We start from the raw sequence: 17,906 nt of genomic DNA, 5'->3' as shown, positions 1-17,906 counted from the left end.
CAACTGTTCCATATTTGTATTTTTTTGCCGATATTTTTTTAACGCATTGAATTTATTAAATAAAAATTAATAAAGGATAAGGGGTTGGTAAAACAACTGTTTGAATTTGAGCTTTCTTAGCGCGCAAAAATAGCGCGGTGGGCGTTTCTAAAATGGTGCAAAAAGTATCCGCAGTTGGAAAAAGGCGTCGGTGTTAGAGAAAAGACCGTATTTCATCTTGGGTCAAATATCGCCATTGGCCGCTGTCCACATCGAGTCGAACATCGCCGATTTTTTCACGATGAAGTGCCACAACTCGGTTGCCCACGACAGCAAACATGCGTTTCACTTGATGAAACTTACCTTCAGTAATGGTCAATCGAACTTGCTTGTCAGAAATGATGTCTAGAATGGCCGGTCGGGTCAGCTTGGCTTCGCCCTGTAATGCAATGCCATGGCGAAACTGTTTTGCAATATCGTCCGCTTGTGTGGCAGATAATGCTCTGGATAAGGTCACGTTATACACTTTTGGGCAGTGACGGGTGGGTTGAGTGATGCCAAAAGACCAACGTCCATCGTCTGTAATTAACACAAGCCCTGTTGTGTCGGCGTCCAACCGACCTGCAATATGAAGCTCGGAGACGTTTTCAATATCGAGATAACGAAACAAGGAAGGGTACACTTCATCAATATTCGAACAGACGGTGCCGGCCGGTTTGTTCATCAAAAGATAACGAAATGGGCGGGCGGTGAGCGGCTTGCCATGCAGCAACACCGTATTGTTTTCATGAACCTGAGTGGCTTCATCTATGATGGTTTGGTCATTGACAGACACTTCCCCAGAATGAATGCAGCGGATGGCTTCTGCTTTGGTGAATTCTGTGCTTTTGCAAACAAACTTATCAAGACGCATGATGAATAAAACTGGCGATGGGAAAGAGCGTGCCATTATCCTGCCTGTCAGCAAATTATCAATGTCTGAGATATACAGGGTCGTAAACGTCTGTCTGCACATTGAGTGAAAAAATCCACAACGAAAAAGTATTGTTAAGGTAACGTGATTGGTTTTTAATAAAACTTTGTACGATTGGTCAGGTTTTTGCATTTACGCTACTATCCTAAAGACATAAACCAACATAAAAGCCGAATAAATAAGGAGAGCGCTTTGAAATGTATACTGAACGATGAGCTCATCGACGAAAACACGCTCCCTAGCGACTTTACTGCTTTGCGTTACCTAAGAGAAAAGCGTGGATTAACAGGGACAAAAGAAGGTTGCGCATCTGGCGATTGCGGTGCGTGTACGCTTCTTGTTGGTGCATTGGAAGACGGTGAGCTGACGTATTCGACACTCAATTCGTGTATCACGCCAATGCAATCTTTGGCGGGCAAGCACATTGTCTCGGTGGAGTATTTGTCTAAATCGGGAGAATTGCATCCTGCTCAACAAGCCATGGTGGCATCACATGGTTCCCAGTGTGGTTTTTGCACTCCGGGCTTTGTACTGTCTTTGGCTGGGCTTTATGAAAACAAACAGAGCAGCGAGCAAGCAATCGACCGCGAAGCGGTGTGCGATGCAATTTCTGGCAACTTATGTCGTTGTACTGGCTACCGCCCGATCATTGAGGCGGGCTTGTCCATGACTAAAGAGCACATGATCAAGGTGCAAGAATCAAAACAAACACCTTATGTCGAGCTGATGAGTAAGAACGACAGCATCAAAACACAGCTGGAAAACATTCAGTTTGATAGTCATAACAGCAGCAACTATTTACAACCCATCGATTTAGAGCAACTCGCTCACGCGCTGACCTCTTACCCTGAGGCGAGTCTGATAGCCGGTGGAACCGATTTGATGCTAGAAAACACTCAGCGTTATCGTGACTTTGACACCTTGATCGATGTGTCTCGTGTGACTGAGCTTAAACATCTACACATTGGTGAAACGTCGTTGACCATCGGTTCGTCGGTAACTTACAGCGAGTTGGAAGATTTTAGTAAGACACTTTATCCGCAGGTGAATGCCTTGTTAAGTCGCATCGCATCCAGACAAATCCGTAACCGTGGAACGATCGGTGGCAACGTAGCGAACGCATCCCCAATTGCCGATTTACCACCTTTATTACTGGCGTTTGATGCCGATATTCAATTATTGAAACACGACGGCAGCACCAGAGCCGTGAACATCGCGGACTTTTACCAAGGTTACAAACAAACCCAATTAGCCGCTGATGAGATGATCGCATCCTTCGAATTGTCTCTCGACAAGCTGGCGCAATTTCATCGCTTTTATAAAGTATCAAAACGCATGGAAGACGACATTTCCAGCGTCATGCTAGCGGTTCGATTTGAAGTCGATAACGGCACGTTAAGCGATGTACGCTTTGCATTTGGCGGCATGGCAGCCACACCGATTCGCGGATTAAATGCCGAAGCAGCGCTGACTTGCAGAGCCATTAACGACGAGCAAGCCTTAAACCAAGCCATCGACGCATTACGCAGTGAATTAACGCCCATGAGCGACATGCGAGCCAGTGCGAAATACCGTTTGGATATGGCCTGCAACCTGATTCGCAAAGCATGGTTGGAACTAAACGGCACCGACGTGGTGACTTTCTCTGGTCACGCTGTCAGCGATTCCATTTTATCGACCGGTTTGGAGGGCAGCACTCATGCGTAAACTTCCACAAGATTTTACTCTCGACACAAAAGCCTTTAAAAAGGGGCTTCTGCCTGTTCATGAATCGGCGATTAAGCACGTAACAGGCCAAGCGGTTTATATTGACGACATGCCAGAATGGCCAAATGAATTGCATGTGGCAACGGGATTATCGACCGAAGCCCATGCGGATATTGTGTCGATCAATTTGGACAAAGTTCGCGCTTATCCTGGTGTTGTGGACGTGATTGTACAGGCCGATATTCCCGGTGAAGTGGATGTATCGCCTGTATTGAGCGGTGATTTACTCTTGGCGGGCGATTTTGTTCACTTCATTGGGCAAGCCATTTTTGCGGTCGCGGCGACTAGCTTACGTGCGGCGAAACAAGCCGTTGCCTTGGCGGAAATAGAGTACAAACCGCGAGAAGCAACCTTGCATCCTCGCCAATCCTTAGAGCGCCAAGAGTTCGTTTTACCGACGCACACTATTAGCTGTGGCGATGCCAAAGGCGCGCTGGAAAGCGTGCCGAATAAGCTTAAATCGGACATGTACATCAAAGGCCAAGAGCATTTTTATTTGGAAGGGCAGATCAGTGTGGCCACCCCAAATGAAGACGGTGGCGTGCAAGTATTTGCGTCTTCCCAGCATCCTGCTGAAGTGCAAAAGCTGGTGGCGCGTGTGCTGGGTTTACCTGTGGCACAAGTGCTTGTTGAAGTACGACGCATGGGCGGTGGCTTTGGCGGTAAAGAATCCCAAGCCGCGGTGTTGGGCTGTATGGCGGCGGTACTCGCCGTGCGCAACCGTTGTCCGGTGAAATATCGCATGCCGCGCCAAGACGACATGGTACAAACCGGCAAACGCCATGACTTCTGGAACAGTTACGAAGTAGGCTTTTCCAATGAGGGTGAAATTATCGCCGCGGAATACGACATGGTGGGCAAATGTGGCTGTACCGCCGATTTGTCCGACGGCGTTGTTGACCGCGCCATGTTTCATGCGGACAACGCTTACTTCTTACCGAATGCTCGTATCAGTGGCTATCGTGGGAAAACCCACACAGTATCCAATACCGCGTTTCGAGGTTTTGGTGGGCCAAAAGGCGTGATCTTAGCTGAAAACGTCATTGAGGAAATCGCCTGTGCGGTCGGTAAAGATGCTTTAGATATTCGTAAGTTGAACTGCTACCAAGGTGAGAAGAACACCACACCCTACGGTCAAAAAATCGAAGACGATGTCTTGCTGAGCTTGATCGAAGAATTGGAAACCAGCTCAGATTATCGCGCTCGCCGTGAAGCAATAAAGGCCTTCAACAAGAAAAACCCTTTCCTGAAAAAAGGTCTCGCGCTCACGCCTGTAAAATTCGGTATTTCCTTTACCTCAAAACACTTAAACCAAGGCGGTGCTTTGCTGCACATCTACACGGACGGCAGCGTTCATGTGAGTCACGGCGGAACGGAAATGGGGCAGGGGCTTTATACCAAGGTAGCGCAAATTGTCGCCAAGGCTTTTGGTATCGATTACCAACGTGTCAACGTTGGTTCTACTCGTACTGACAAAGTGCCAAATGCATCACCCACCGCCGCTTCCGCAGGAACGGATTTGAACGGCATGGCGGCGTTGGATGCGGCCATGACGATCAAAAGCCGCTTGCAAGAATTCGCTATGGAACACTTCGGCATCGCCGCCGATGCCTTTGCTATTGAAGACGATCAAGTGATCCTAGGCAGTGAGACCATGAGCTTTCCTGAATTCATCAAACTGGCCTACATGAACCGCGTGTCTTTGTCGTCGACAGGGTTTTATAAAACCCCGAAAATCGGCTACGACCGCAAAGCCGCCAAAGGCCGACCTTTCTTGTACTTTGCCAATGGGGCGGCCGTGTCCGAAGTGATCGTGGATACCTTCACTGGTGAGTACAAAGTCACTCAGGTGGATATCCTCCACGACGTGGGCGATTCGATTAATGCTGACATCGACATCGGACAGATTGAAGGTGCGTTTGTACAAGGCATGGGCTGGCTCACGTCAGAAGAGCTAAGCTGGGATGACAAAGGGCGCATCACCACCAACAGCCCGGCGAATTACAAAATCCCCACCTCGGCGGACATTCCAGAGAAATTCAACGTTAAGCTGTTTGATCGACCTAACAGTGAAGAATCCGTCTATCGTTCTAAAGCCGTAGGCGAACCGCCGCTCATGCTGGGCATTTCCGTTTGGTGTGCGTTAAAAGACGCCTGCGCTGCCGTGGCCGATCATAAAATCTCGCCACCATTGGCCGTGCCAGCCACACCAGAGGCGGTGTTTTATGCCATGCAAGCGGCTAAGGAAACCAGCCTATGATGTCTTCTATGAGCTGGGTTCAGGCGTTACAGGAAGTGGAAAAGGCAGGGCAAGCTTGGGTGATCGCCACCGTGATCGGCACCCAAGGTTCTGCTCCGCGGGAATCATCCAGCAAGATGATTATTACCGAGGAACACAGCTTCGACACCATCGGCGGCGGACAGCTGGAATACGCGGTCTGCCAGAAAGCCCGTGTCATGCTGCAAGATGCGGCGTCGCCTTCACACGTATTGGAAAACTTTCCCCTCGCCGCCAAAACCAACCAATGCTGCGGCGGTACGGTTAGCGTGTTGCTAGAGTACTTCCCAGAACCCGCCACAAAGATCACTATCTTTGGAATGGGACACGTGGCGACCACTTTGGTGAATGTATTGGGCAACATGCAGGCGAAAATCTCATGGGTAGACAGCCGCGAGAACCTAGCTCAAGACCACAACATCCAAGGCCTACCGAGCAACGTCACGCCGTTTTTGTATGAATCCATGTTGGAACACATCGACCACATGAGCCATAACGAAATCGCCTTAGTCATGACCCACGACCACGCCTTGGACTATCAGCTAGTGGAAGCGTTATTGGATCGCAAAGACTGCCGATTCATCGGCTTAATCGGCTCGAAAACCAAAGCCCTGCGCTTCAAAAAACGCCTCGTCAGCGCTTCCTTCAGCCAAGCGGAAATCGACTCGGTTCACTGCCCAGTGGGGCTAAACGAAATCGCAGGCAAGAAACCCTTCGAAATCGCCATCTCCATCGCAGGGCAAATCATCCAAATCACCCAAACCAAAACAGAAACGAAAAAAGGCAGTGGACTGACTTGGAAAGAAATCAACAATGCTTTAAGTGAAGAGAAGGCTCACATCTAGGTTGTTTGGTAGCAGAAGCAAAGCAAACAGTCCTAGGCGACTACCGCCGTCATCCCCGCGAAGGCGGGGATCCATTGACCCTGACTTCCGTTGGAGACGCGAGCAAAGCAAACACCACAGCTCGACACTATCGTTTGACCTCGCTCTTGGCGTTCGTCTTGCTCCGCATCAACGTAATTATTCCCTCCCCTTATGTCTTCCAAGGGGAGGGTGAGGGAGGGGTTATTACTTTGGCTCTTCGGAGCTTTGACCCTGACCTCCGCTTGAGACGCGAGCAAACCAAACCCCACCGCTCGACACTGTCGTTTGACCTCGCTCTTGGCGTTTGTCTTGCACCGCATCAACCCTATAAATTATGGATTTACCTATTTTCTGTAGGTCGCGGCTTTAGCCCGACAACGTAATGATTCCCTCCCCTTATGTCTTCCAAGGGGAGGGCGAGGGAGGGGTTATTACTTTGGCTCTTCGGAGCTTTGTTCCTGACTTCCACGAGCATTATGCTCCTTGACCGCACCTGTTAACGGGTGCTATTAATAGCACTCGATTGCACGCTAGGAAGTCACTATGCAGATTAAATTTTCCGAGGATGTTATTCCTCTGTCAGACCTGAAGATCAATCCCGGAAAGGTAGTTGGTCGAACGCAGGAAACGCATCGCCCAATTCTGCTTACCAGTCGCGGCCGCGGCGTAGCGGTTGTTCAGGGGCTCGAAGATTATGAGAAAACCGCAGAGGAATTGCGGTTTGTAAAAGCGGTGGCGCAGGGACTAATGGATGCCCGCGAAGGTAACACTGTCTCCTTGGAGGACGCCAAGAAAACCTTGGGAATTAAGTAAATGGAATTGCGCATCGCACAGTCTGCAGTTGAAGATTTACAGGCTATTCAGGAGTATTACCGAGAACAAGATGTGCCGCATATCGGTGATGACTTCGTCGCTGCTATATTGAAACATTGCGGCATGCTTCCAACTCACCCTGATGCAGGTCGAGTTGTTCCTGAATTCAACATGGATCACATTCGCGAACTGATTCACGCGCCATTTCGGGTTGTCTACCTCAGACAAGCCAAAGAGATTGTACTCATACGCGTCTGGCGAAGTGAGAGACAACTTGAATTAACAGATAATGAGACATAAACAAACACCCCCTCGGACGTTAATATCCAACATTGCCGTTTGACCTCGCTCTTGGTGTTCGCCTTGCACCGCATCAACGTAATGATTCCCTCCCCTTATGTCTTCCAAGGGGAGGGTGAGGGAGGGGTTGTTACTTTGGCTCTTCGGAGCTTTGACCCTGACCTCCGCTGGAGACGCGAGCAAACCAAACACCACCGCTCGACACTATCGTTTGACCTCGCTCTTGGTTCGCCTTGCTCCGCATCAACGTAATGATTCCCTCCCCTTATGTCTTCCAAGGGGAGGGTTAGGGAGGGGTTATTACTTTGGTGTTTTAACGCTATAGCGCTACAATGTTAAAACTCCAAAAGTCGTCGAGGTGTAACATGAGTAATTTATCAAAACGTTCAACCGTTTACTTTGAGCCTGCTATCCATCAAGCGCTAAAAATGCGAGCGGCATCATCAGATGTTTCTATTTCAGAACTAATTGATGAAGCGGTCCGTTTGCTTATGAGAGAAGATCAAGAAGACCTCGCTGCCATGTCAGAACGAGTGAATGAACCAGAAGTGACTTATGAAGTTTTTCTAAACGAGCTGAAAGCGAATGGCAAAATATAAGATTACTTTCAAAAAGTCGGTCAGCAAAGATTTTAAGAATATCCCTAAAAAAGACGTCCCCAAAATACTTCAAAAAATTGAAAGTCTAGCTGATAACCCAAGAGCAGAAGGCTGCATCAAGCTATCGGGTTTAGATAATTATCGTGTAAGGCAAGGTTTATATCGGATCATCTATCAGATAAGAGATGACGTATTGATCATAAACGTGATTAAAGTTGCACACAGATCTTCTGTATATAAAAACAATTAGGTTTGCTCTTGGCGTTCGCCTTACTCCACATTAACCTTATAAGTTATTGATTTAACAATTTTTGTAGATCGCGGTTTTAGTCCGACAACGTAATTATTCTCTTATGCTTTACAAGATTTGGTCGAGCGGGCTATTTGTTCCTGCAAAATGCTGACCTATAACATGAGTATAAATTTGTGTGGTCGACACATCGTTATGGCCTAATAATTCTTGAACGGTTCTTATGTCTCGTCCTGCCATTAATAAATGGGTCGCAAAGGAGTGCCGAAAAGTATGGCAATTTACTCTTTTTTCGTTAATCCCCGTGTCATTAACCGCTCTTTTCAATGCTTTGCGAGGCACAGAATCATGTAAATGATGCCTGCATAATTCACCTGTTAAAGGGTGTGGGCTGATGGATGTAGAAGGAAATAAAAACATCCAACTGAATTGACGAAAGGCGTTTGGGTACTTTCTAGACAACGCAAAGGGTAAAGATGGACCATATCCGTTAGCGTTATCATTTTGCTGCACCGAACAGCCAAACTGCCTTGATCCAAATTAATGTCTTGAATGCGAATACGCAAACACTCGCTAATCCTAAGACCCGAGCCATACAGCAACGAAAAAATCAAATGATCCCGTTCATTCAAACAGTTTAGGATTTTTTGAGTTTCATTTGGAGCCAAAACAATGGGCAAGCGTCGGCCTTGCTTAGCATGCTGAAAGCCTAAATCTCCCAATGGTTGTTCCAGTAACTTATTGTACAAAAAGGCCAGGGCATTCAAGGCCGATTTTTGTGTATTAATGGCGACATTTTGTTCTACTGCCAGAAACGATAAAAACGCTCTTACCTCTTCCGCGCCCATGTTTTGTGGGTGTTGTAGCTTATGGAAACGAATAAAGTATTTAATCCAATAAAGGTAAGATTTCTCTGTTTTTAAGCTATAACCGCGTAGGCGCAGCTCTTGACGAATAAAATTGAGAAAAGGGCTAGAAGACATCACACACTCCTTGTGGATAATTGACCTATAACTGTACAAATATACAGTTTATTTTTGTGATTACCAATTATTGGCACGGTTTGTCTAAAAAATAATCATAACTTTGCCTGTTTGTACTGGCAGCAATCCAGAAAGACCTTTAGTATCAATGGATAAGAATATTGGCAGACGAAATAACAGGCTGTGAATAAATGTGTAAACCCGCACGCTCGGATTTCCAATTAATCAGCCTGTGGGAAAGGTTAAAAAGTGCCATAGAATCAGTTTTTTATAGGGATTTATATGGAAATCAAAAACAGTGTAGATGCGCATGCGCACTATTAAAATGTTATGTGCTGAAATGACAATGGGGCATGAATGAAGCAAAGTGCATGGAAGAAGTGGGCAAGAGAATTAAAGAAGAATACATATGCCCTCTATCTTGCCTCGAAAGATTCACGAGTACCTTGGACAGCGAAAATAATTATATGGTTCGTGGTTGCTTATGCCTTAAGCCCAATAGACTTAATCCCGGATTTTATTCCAGTTATTGGCTATTTAGACGATTTGCTCATTTTGCCAATAGGCATCTGGCTTGCTATCCAGATTATTCCCAATGCTGTCTGGCTTGAATGTCAAATCACAGCTGAAAAAGAATCTTTATCTTTACCAAAGAATTGGCGAGCAGGGATTATAATTATATGCATTTGGTTACTAGTAATAGGTGGTTTTTTACTGTGGGCATGGCCCTTGTAAGGAACGTGCGATTAAGTCAGATTATTAGCACTAAGTCGCAGCTGGCCTGATTCGCTCTTTAATTTACTAAAAACCTCGGTTTTTAGTGTGTCTTATTCCCTAGTTGGAGGCTTAAAAGCTCCAACTACCACCATCAAGACGGATTAACCCCGTGCAGACCTTATCATCTGATCCACTCGCAGTATGTTTCCCAGTGCAAACAACACCGCGAGCTTGTTGTCATTTTTTGATAGACCTTTATAGACCACTTTGCGGAAGCCAAACTGGCACTTCAGTATCCGAAACGGGTGCTCTACTTTTGCTCTGATGCTCGCTTTTATGTACTCAGTATTGATGGGGATTTTATTAATACGGGGATGCTTTTTCCATTCCCGAACCTTGCTTGGCATCTCCGCAATCAACCACTCCAACGTCTTATCTTTTGTTTCCTCACGTTTTTCCACGCCACGGTAGCCCGAGTCAGCAGAGACAAACGTCTCATCGCCATGCATGAGCTCAGTGATTTGGTTTAGGTCGTGTTCATTGGCAGAAGTGGTGGTGAAACTATGCACCAAGCCACGTTTAGCATCGACTCCAATATGTGCTTTTAATCCGAAGAACCATTGGTTTCCCTTCTTAGTTTGGTGCATTTCTGGATCACGTGATTTGGCTTTATTTTTGGTCGAGCTAGCGGCTTCAATAATAGTCGCGTCAACGATGGTGCCTTCTTTGAAGTAAATACCTGAGTCTGATAGCCATTTATGGACTTCTTTAAATAGTTTTCGTCCAAGCTTATGCTTTTCCAGTAAGTGCCTGAAATTCATAATAGTTGTGTGATCAGGTATCGCACCTTCTAAGGATAACCCAGCAAAAAGCCGCATAGAGGTAATCTCATAAAGAGCGTCTTCCATTGCAGGGTCTCCCATGTTGTACCAGTTCTGCATAAAGTGAATGCGCAACATGGTAGACAAAGGATATGGGCGACGTCCATTACCTGCTTTTGGATAGAAGGGTTCAATTTGGGCTTCAAGCTGCTGCCAAGGAATCAATTCATCCATTCGACCAAGAAAGAGTTCTTTGCGAGTCTTGCGGCGTTTGCTGGTAAATTCGGTGTCGGCGAAGGAAAGCTGGTTCATGATCGGTAGGCGTCGTAGTTGTCTTAAGTCGGCGAGATTATCTCATGTTACCGACTTAATCGCATGTTCCCTGGAGAGAAAAGCACATAACAATCACATCCAACCGACCCAAAAACCGCTACGCGGTTTCCGGTCGACTGATGTGAAGCGTTAGCCGTATGAGGAATAAATTTGAGAAACTGGTTAAAAACAATACTCTTCGTATCGGCTTTTTCACCAACGCTGCTTGTACTAGCTGGCGTAAGGTACTATTCAGGTATGGTTGATGCACTTCTGTATCAGCTAATAGTAATTTCTCTTATCGGGATAACTCTTCCGTTTTTGATATTATCTTGGGTTAAGGGTCAGACAGAATCCCTTAACTTCACGGCCAAAAAAGTTGAATCTGCCGATTATTATCTGTTGGTCTTTCTGGGAAGTTATGCATCGCCAATAATAATGAAAATAGCAGAGATTGACTTCGGCTTGATGTTATTAACAGTGGGTGTGATTTTTTTAGTGGCTTGGGTTGTTTCTAATATTCCATCTCACCCAGTTTTGTACCTCGCAAAATTTAGATTCTATAAAATCGAATCAGAAAGCGGCATGGTATATACGTTGATAACCAGAAGAGAAATTAGAAGCCCTAAAAACATAACCGTAGTAAAACAAATATCAAACAGCATGCTAATGGAGTAGAACATGGCGCTTAGCCTTTTTGCATTAACCAGTGATCCAGCCAAAAGAATTGTTAAATTTAGCCTTTCCAATGATGTGCAAGCTGACCTCACGGCATACCTAAAAGACCAAGAATCCTCGTTTGACCTTCAGCAAGATGAAATTGTCTTTGATGGAAAATATAAGCCCGATGCAGGTGAAGTTCTTTGTATTGAGAACTATGACGACATTGATAATCTTGAAAGCGCCATAAGAAACCCTACTAGCTTGGATTTAGTTGATCCAAGTGAAGATTTTTTTCATGATATAAAGGCGTTATTTTCTGGTTATATACTGGCAACTGGTGGAGTTAAAGTACTACTTCAAAACTTCGACAGAAGAAAAATCATATCTACGAATGGGTTATCAATTTTTCACTCAGCTAATGTATATAAAAAAATAGAGGGTATTGGCCTCACCATCGACCATAAGCTAACCGCTACGCTAGAAGAAGGTAAACTAAAATTTTTTAGCTTCCATAATGCCAGACAGGTTTTTGATTTAAGTGAATATTACAAAGAAGCAACCGACGATGATGTAATTGAGCTTTCAAATATGGATTTAATAAAATCCGTAGATAATAATCAACTCTTGGAAATGTCAGACTCATGGGTTAGGCGAAAGATATCACTCATTCAGCAAAGTGGTATTCTTCAAAATGTACCAATTAATGAAATGAAAGCTGTTGCTACAGAATTTAGCATTCCTTTTATTACCGTTACCGAAAACGGTGATGAATTGATCAAAATTCCAGACAATAAGTCTGACCTCAAGAAGTTATTGCGTTTCCTTGATGAAGACTATTACAAGTCTCCACTATCAAAAACAAACTTTATTACCAACTCTAAAAGAGTGCTTGGAAACTAAAATCGGCTAACAAGTCAAAGCACGCGGACTTGGTAAAGCTGTCATCAATTTTGTTCCAAAATTGCCGCCAACTTCACCAAGCCGGTGTTTGAGGCGTTAGGGCTCAAGCCTGTGACTACAATCCGAACATGTAGATGTATAGAAATGATAAGGGCATACATTAATGACTAAGGTTAGCTTTTTTGATCGAAGAGTAATTGAGACCTTTCTCAAGGTCACCGCTTTCATAAGCACTGCTTTATCATTGATTGTAATTTTCGTTGATATACCAAAAGAGTGTAAGGAAGTATATGGAGGGATTTTCTTAATAAGCTTGTTGCTTATCTATTTTGGGATATGGGTTTGGTCAAATAAACTTACAAATATCAATGTCACTATCGAAGGAAGCGATGTGACTATAAAGGTGGGTGACATTTTTCAAGAGCCTGATTTTAAGGTTATTGCTTTCAATGAGTACTTCGATACTCAGGTAGATAATATAATAATTTCAGAAGGCTCGCTGAATGGAGTATTTATTAAAGAGCATCTCGATATTGCAGTTTCAGATCTGGACGAACATATTGCTGCTTATGATTTTGATAAAGATGAAATTTTGGGCGCTAATGAGAACAGAAAGCAAGGCAAGAAACTTCGGCACCAAATTGGTTCTATTTGTATTTACAAAGATTATCTGCTGACAGCCTTTACTAAGTTTGATGATTCAAACAAAGCATTAATTACAATGCCAGAGTATTTAGAGTTTCTGATTAACTTCTGGGATCGGGTGAATAGAGTTTATGCACAAAAAAATGTGTCAACACCTATATTCGGATCAGGCATAACACGAATTCAAGGGCATAAAAATATAAGTGATGAAGACCTACTTAAAATCATGCTCTGGACCTTTAGGATTAGCGAAATGCGTTTTAAATACCCAGCCAGACTTACCATTATTATCCACAAGGACAAGATTGATAAAATTAATCTTCTGGACATAAAGTCGGCTAGAAACGGTATTTAAGTTTAGATAGTAGCAGCATTGTAAGAATAGATTAAGCGTATTATTTGGAGCTAAAAATGGCATATCGTAACGGAACATATGTGGCCTTTCACGCAGGCGGAACCACAGACCCAACTAAGTCAGATATAAAGTATTACAATACAATGAAGATGTGGGATGCTAGCAAGCATATTGAATTTAGCCTATGTAATAGCCATGAAAAAACTTCGTCAGTACGAGACTCGTCAAAAAAAGAAACTCTGAAAAGAAGCTTGATTACAAGGCTTAGAAATTCTAAGCAATTTCTATTGATACTCACAAAAACCACAAAAAATGATACAGATTGGGTTCCATTCGAGATTGCCTATGCTGTCGACAATTGTGAGTTGCCATTAATACTGGCATACCCTGATTACGATTCAATAATGGCTCCGGATGAATTATCCGATTATTGGCCTCCGGCACTAAAAACCAGAATCGAGAACGGCTCAGCAAGAGCTATTCATATACCTTTTAGAAAAGCACCCGTTTTAGATGCCTTGAGTCAATTCGATATAACCAACAAAAATTATCCTACAAATGGGTATGGTTACTACACTCGCGAAGCTCATCAAGAATGGGGACTGGTATAGCCTAACAAGGCCATCAATTTGACAGTTTTTCCGTTACGCCTTTTGTGCTTAAAAATAGCACAAAAGTCTCCACTCCAAAACTGCAAATTATGGCAGCGTTAACTCCTAATTGTTTCGATCATATTGAGGATACTTTAAATGGTAATTACGCATTCCATCATATGCTCAACATGTAAGACTAAGCACCTTCTCAAGATTACGTTAGGGCGTGAAAAAAATCAGCACCATGCATTTCCTTGCACTCATTGTGAGGGATTTAGGGTCATATATGGTCCATCCCGCGATGCAAGATAAAGTTACTGGTATGACAGAAAGATATTGCTTCCATATATCCGGCCTTTAACTGAGGTTTTTGTAACCTCTGGCCCTGATGGAATTCGCTCGCTCCTACCTCATCAGATGATCGGCCTCTATGAGCCCTAGACCCTAGCAGGTTTTAGGAACGCAGGTCTTACCTTTTATGCCATCACTTGTACTTTATCCACGCAACTCGTTGCTGATCTACCTTGTTAACCGCTTTTCTGTTTAACTTTTCTTTGCATCTCATGACCAACTCGGTCGGGATCAGGCTGCTGCCTGATAAGATTCCTTTTTACTCAAGACCGCCCAAGCAATACGCGCATTTTTATTGGCGACCGCAACGGCTGAAATATTCTTACCACGGCGGTTATCAAGCTCCTTCACCCAACGATTACGGCGATCATCATGTTTGTCGGCCACCCTGACAACCGTCCTGCCACCATGGATCATCAAGGTTCTTAGATAGGTATCCCCTCGCTTACTGATGCCGAGCAAGGTGGGTTTTCCTCCGGTGGAATGTTGTCTAGGCACCAGCCCAAGCCAAGCGGCCAGCTCACGGCCGTTTTTGAACACGGTCACATCACTAATCGCCGCGATCAGTGCGGTGGCGCTCAACAGGCCGACGCCCGGAATGGTGAGCAAACGTTGGCAATCGTCATGGTTTTTGGCGATGGTTGCCAGTTGTAACTCAAGTGCCTCAATCCGATCATCTAAATGAACCATCTCATCGTAGAGCGTGCTGAGCAAGGCCCGAAATACATCACTTAATCCATTGTCTCTCTCTTCGAGAATAAGGGGGATGTGTTTTCGAACATAAGAAATCCCCTTGGGAATGATAATGCCGTATTCTATCAGTAGCCCCCTGATCTGATTGGCTTGCGCCGTTCTTCGGGCAACCGCTTGGCTACGCACACGGTGAATGCTCTGGATGTCCTGTTGCTCAATACTTTTCGTAGGCACAAAGCGCATACTCGGGCGCTGGATCGCTTCACAAATTGCCTCTGCATCTGCGGCATCATTCTTGTTTGATTTGACATAGGGTTTAACAAATTGAGGGGCAATAATACGAACCGAATGCCCCAAGGCCGTAAATTGACGGCACCAATAATGCGCACCGCCACAGGCTTCAATGCCAATGACACAAGGTGGAAGATTAGCGATGCAGGGTAACAGCTTGCTACGGCTGAGCTTTTTTCTGAAAACCACCTTCCCATGGTTATCTACGCCGTGCAATTGAAAGCTGGTTTTGCTCAAATCAACTCCGAGAGTACATACCTGGCCTTTTTTGCTATGCTCGTTCATGGTTCGCTCCGTTTCTTTTGATGAATGACATTGTTCACACAACTCACTTCATCATGGCTCATTTGAAGCCGATATGGGGCGGGGTGGACCATTCCATTAGATGAAAAATAAAAAATTGTTTTTATCTGACCCTAATGTCGTAATACCGATCTTAAACATTCTTAGCTATTAGATCTGCTTTTAACAACCCTCCTTTAGTGAATAATTTAGCTGAAAAATTCGGATTTCTTCTTGATTTAAATGCATCTAATATCTGCTTAAGGCCAGCAGCTTCTAATAAGGAAATATTAATCTCTGTATCCATTTCGGCAGATTCGACGAAATCGGTAGAAAATGATGGAGCGATGATTAAGACTTGCGCAACACGTTTTCCTGAAGACTCGCATCGATTTACATATGCTTTTACCTGGCGTGAGGTTGTTGAGTATTTCGCAAAGTCGCCGTTCTTACAGGTTTTAGCTTCACCAATTATGATGTCATCTTCACTCAATGAAAGAATGATATCTGCCTTATCTTTTGAGGTGTTTATTGAGCGTCTCAAGTCCTCGTCCACATCAAGACCAAGTTGTTCAAATATTGCTTTTGTAACTTCTTCGAATTTGATTCCGATATCAGTTTCCGCAATTTCTATGCCTTCACTTTTTAACCCAGTTAGATCTCTTTTCGCTAACAAAGCATAATTTTCTATTAATTTGTCAGTAGCATCAGCAAAGCTTTCAAGAATGATCAAACGTGGATTTCCTCGTTTGCTAACCCCCATACTGTCACGTACTAATTTAATATCTTCATTAGAGAGCATATAGAGAATGTCATGTGGTGTAATGCTTAATGCTCTTAGCTTATCAACGTCTAGCTCTTCATTTTCCTCAATTTCAAAATCTTTGTGTAATAAAGATGTTAATTTTGGGAAGTGAGTTTTCAACGTAGAGAATAGTTCTTTGAAACCTGTTGCACTTAGTGCATTGAATTCATTATCTGCTGAGGAGTTTAATGATGATTTTATTAAATCTGTTCTCTCATCTAATGTTGTACCTATTTTTTCTAGCCCAAGGTCTAGGTCTGAGATAAGAGTTTTTAAGCGCTCTTTTCTGTCATTAATATTGGTGTCAGGGTTAAAAATATCTTGCTGTAATATTTTGGAAGTGTGCAGTCCCATCTTTATGATTTCAGCTACTTTCTCCGTTCTTTCTTTACCACGGATGCGCTTTCCATGTGTTTTTAAAATGTTAGATAACTCAGAATCACTGAGTGTACGTAAAATACGTAACAAATGCTTATCAGCTAATTCTTTACCTTGCATCCTATTCAGCATTGAAACTATTTCATCGGCTACATAAACTGTGAGATTTTTTCGACTTACAAAGACAAGTCCAACTTCTCTTAAAGTGTTAAGGCAGTCCTGTACTCCGGTTTGGGGGATAGCATCAACTAAGTGTTCTACAGCTGATCTATGCTCTGCTGTAATGTCTAATTTGTTCGCCAAAACATTTAAAATACTTCTTTCATCATCGGTAATTCTTGATTCACGATTGTTTTTTTCATCATTAGTATAAGCTTCTTTGACGCATGAGTAATATGTTTCAAGTCGCTTTGAAGCATTAAACTCTTCAGCATTCAATGACTCAAGAATTAGACTTTTAACTTCTTTAGATTGTGAGTCTATTGCGTTCCATTCTTTAATGTACAGTGCTTCAATCCATGATAAGCGAGCAATACAGTTTCCATCTCGACTAACTATATTTGTGAGTAATGTTGCCTGGGCACCAAGCATAGCAAGTTGCTCTTTAACACTTTTTTCGAAATAGGGCAGAACTAGCTCAAAAAGTTGGATAATCTCACCGCTTGAAGCGTTTTTAATTTGTCCATCTAAGTTATTTACTCTCTTTGCTAGTTCTTTGTCATGAACAATTGCTTCACTACAAACACGATCTAAGAAATTAATAAATTTCGATTTTTCTACCTGATTCACTACAGATAATATATTTGATAATTTCACCTTCTAATCCTTTTTCCATGGCTTTAATTCGAAGTTACCATCAAATAATGCATAAATCATTGAAAATGCGATAATACTTAAAAGGAATTTAGATTTAACCCTCCTACAAGGGCACTCCCCAAAGCGCCCTTATTCCTTTCCCACCCAAAAAAATCACTTCCAAACCGGCTTTCTCACTTCGTGATCCACGTCGGCAGCGGTGAGGCCGAGGTCTTTCAGTTGGGCGTCGTTCAGTCGGCTGAGTCGGTTTCTCGTGCGCCAGTTGTGGGCGATTTTCTTGATAATCGCTTTCCATGGCTTTTCTTTCAGGTTTTCTAATGTTGCTTTGCAGCATTGGCTTATGCCTATTTGGTGACATGGGTTGTTGCTGAGTGTTTCTGACGTGCCGTTTCTCATGGTGTTGCTCCTTGTGTTTGTCTGTTTTTGAGACTCTGTAGGTAAATAATCGTCTAATCATTGCACTGCGACAAACGAGA

General features: G+C 43.7%; 19 protein-coding genes. 12 read left to right on the top strand and 7 right to left on the bottom strand.

Annotated features, from left to right (window positions below; translation table 11 throughout):
* Positions 1–193: 193 nt before the first annotated feature.
* Positions 194–928 carry a pseudouridine synthase gene (locus tag AABA11_RS09840; RefSeq protein ID WP_338267459.1) on the bottom strand — a complete coding sequence of 245 codons (735 nt, stop codon included), beginning with the start codon at positions 926–928 and terminating at the stop codon, positions 194–196.
* Positions 929–1,144: 216 nt separating this feature from the next.
* Between AABA11_RS09840 and xdhA the strand changes: the two genes are divergently transcribed.
* The 7 genes from xdhA to AABA11_RS16690 all read left to right on the top strand — a co-directional run bounded on the left by xdhA (position 1,145) and on the right by AABA11_RS16690 (position 7,825).
* A complete protein-coding gene (gene xdhA, locus AABA11_RS09835; protein WP_338267456.1) occupies positions 1,145–2,659 on the top strand; it encodes a xanthine dehydrogenase small subunit in 1,515 nt (504 codons plus the stop codon).
* Positions 2,652–4,979, top strand: coding sequence for a xanthine dehydrogenase molybdopterin binding subunit (gene xdhB / locus AABA11_RS09830; protein ID WP_338267454.1), 2,328 nt, complete (start codon positions 2,652–2,654; stop codon positions 4,977–4,979). Before xdhA ends, xdhB begins: the two co-directional genes overlap by 8 nt.
* On the top strand, positions 4,976–5,842 hold the full coding sequence (gene xdhC / locus AABA11_RS09825) for a xanthine dehydrogenase accessory protein XdhC (protein WP_265728072.1): 867 nt from the start codon (positions 4,976–4,978) through the stop codon (positions 5,840–5,842). Before xdhB ends, xdhC begins: the two co-directional genes overlap by 4 nt.
* Positions 5,843–6,406: 564 nt before the next feature.
* Positions 6,407–6,676 carry a type II toxin-antitoxin system Phd/YefM family antitoxin gene (locus AABA11_RS09820; protein WP_012070385.1) on the top strand — a complete coding sequence of 90 codons (270 nt, stop codon included), beginning with the start codon at positions 6,407–6,409 and terminating at the stop codon, positions 6,674–6,676.
* Complete coding sequence (locus AABA11_RS09815) at positions 6,677–6,976, top strand: type II toxin-antitoxin system RelE/ParE family toxin (protein ID WP_338267450.1); 300 nt, start codon at positions 6,677–6,679, stop codon at positions 6,974–6,976.
* A gap of 365 nt (positions 6,977–7,341) precedes the next feature.
* Entirely contained in the window at positions 7,342–7,575 is a 234-nt protein-coding gene (locus AABA11_RS09810; RefSeq protein WP_072840504.1) for a ribbon-helix-helix domain-containing protein, read from the top strand.
* Positions 7,562–7,825 carry a type II toxin-antitoxin system RelE family toxin gene (locus AABA11_RS16690; protein WP_420915695.1) on the top strand — a complete coding sequence of 88 codons (264 nt, stop codon included), beginning with the start codon at positions 7,562–7,564 and terminating at the stop codon, positions 7,823–7,825. Before AABA11_RS09810 ends, AABA11_RS16690 begins: the two co-directional genes overlap by 14 nt.
* A 108-nt stretch (positions 7,826–7,933) precedes the next feature.
* Here the strand turns inward: AABA11_RS16690 and AABA11_RS09805 are convergent, their stop codons facing one another.
* Together AABA11_RS09805 and AABA11_RS09800 are read right to left on the bottom strand one after the other, a co-directional pair.
* The gene (locus AABA11_RS09805) at positions 7,934–8,245 is read right to left on the bottom strand and encodes a tyrosine-type recombinase/integrase (RefSeq protein ID WP_338267444.1); all 312 of its coding nucleotides are present in this window, start codon (positions 8,243–8,245) and stop codon (positions 7,934–7,936) included.
* On the bottom strand, positions 8,203–8,808 hold the full coding sequence (locus tag AABA11_RS09800) for a phage integrase N-terminal SAM-like domain-containing protein (protein ID WP_338267442.1): 606 nt from the start codon (positions 8,806–8,808) through the stop codon (positions 8,203–8,205). The genes AABA11_RS09805 and AABA11_RS09800 overlap by 43 nt, the downstream gene beginning before the upstream one ends.
* Positions 8,809–9,165: 357 nt before the next feature.
* On the opposite strand from AABA11_RS09800, the gene AABA11_RS09795 reads away from it, so the two are divergent.
* A complete protein-coding gene (locus tag AABA11_RS09795) occupies positions 9,166–9,543 on the top strand; it encodes a YkvA family protein (protein WP_338267439.1) in 378 nt (125 codons plus the stop codon).
* 143 nt (positions 9,544–9,686) lie between these two features.
* On the opposite strand, the gene AABA11_RS09790 is transcribed toward AABA11_RS09795, so the two are convergent.
* Entirely contained in the window at positions 9,687–10,661 is a 975-nt protein-coding gene (locus tag AABA11_RS09790) for an IS5 family transposase (protein WP_338269637.1), read from the bottom strand.
* A gap of 168 nt (positions 10,662–10,829) precedes the next feature.
* Between AABA11_RS09790 and AABA11_RS09785 the strand changes: the two genes are divergently transcribed.
* The 4 genes from AABA11_RS09785 to AABA11_RS09770 all read left to right on the top strand — a co-directional run bounded on the left by AABA11_RS09785 (position 10,830) and on the right by AABA11_RS09770 (position 13,832).
* Positions 10,830–11,336, top strand: coding sequence for a hypothetical protein (locus tag AABA11_RS09785; RefSeq protein ID WP_338267437.1), 507 nt, complete (start codon positions 10,830–10,832; stop codon positions 11,334–11,336).
* Between the two features lie 3 nt (positions 11,337–11,339).
* Entirely contained in the window at positions 11,340–12,221 is an 882-nt protein-coding gene (locus AABA11_RS09780) for a Kiwa anti-phage protein KwaB-like domain-containing protein (RefSeq protein WP_338267435.1), read from the top strand.
* 163 nt (positions 12,222–12,384) lie between these two features.
* Complete coding sequence (locus tag AABA11_RS09775; RefSeq protein ID WP_338267432.1) at positions 12,385–13,221, top strand: macro domain-containing protein; 837 nt, start codon at positions 12,385–12,387, stop codon at positions 13,219–13,221.
* Positions 13,222–13,277: 56 nt separating this feature from the next.
* Positions 13,278–13,832, top strand: coding sequence for a TIR domain-containing protein (locus tag AABA11_RS09770; RefSeq protein ID WP_338267428.1), 555 nt, complete (start codon positions 13,278–13,280; stop codon positions 13,830–13,832).
* Positions 13,833–14,396: 564 nt separating this feature from the next.
* On the opposite strand, the gene AABA11_RS09765 is transcribed toward AABA11_RS09770, so the two are convergent.
* From AABA11_RS09765 to AABA11_RS09755, 3 genes are all read right to left on the bottom strand, one after another.
* A complete protein-coding gene (locus AABA11_RS09765) occupies positions 14,397–15,434 on the bottom strand; it encodes an IS110 family RNA-guided transposase (RefSeq protein WP_148832222.1) in 1,038 nt (345 codons plus the stop codon).
* 151 nt (positions 15,435–15,585) lie between these two features.
* Positions 15,586–17,430, bottom strand: a complete 1,845-nt coding sequence (locus AABA11_RS09760) for a hypothetical protein (RefSeq protein ID WP_338267426.1) — start codon at positions 17,428–17,430, stop codon at positions 15,586–15,588.
* A 153-nt stretch (positions 17,431–17,583) separates the two neighbouring features.
* Positions 17,584–17,826, bottom strand: coding sequence for a DUF1127 domain-containing protein (locus tag AABA11_RS09755; RefSeq protein ID WP_338267424.1), 243 nt, complete (start codon positions 17,824–17,826; stop codon positions 17,584–17,586).
* Between the last annotated feature and the right edge of the window lie 80 nt (positions 17,827–17,906).

Source organism: Marinomonas pontica (assembly GCF_036322735.1).
Taxonomy (GTDB): domain Bacteria; phylum Pseudomonadota; class Gammaproteobacteria; order Pseudomonadales; family Marinomonadaceae; genus Marinomonas; species Marinomonas pontica.
The sequence above is the reverse complement of the archived record's forward strand: the minus strand, read 5'-3'. Positions and strand labels throughout refer to the sequence as shown.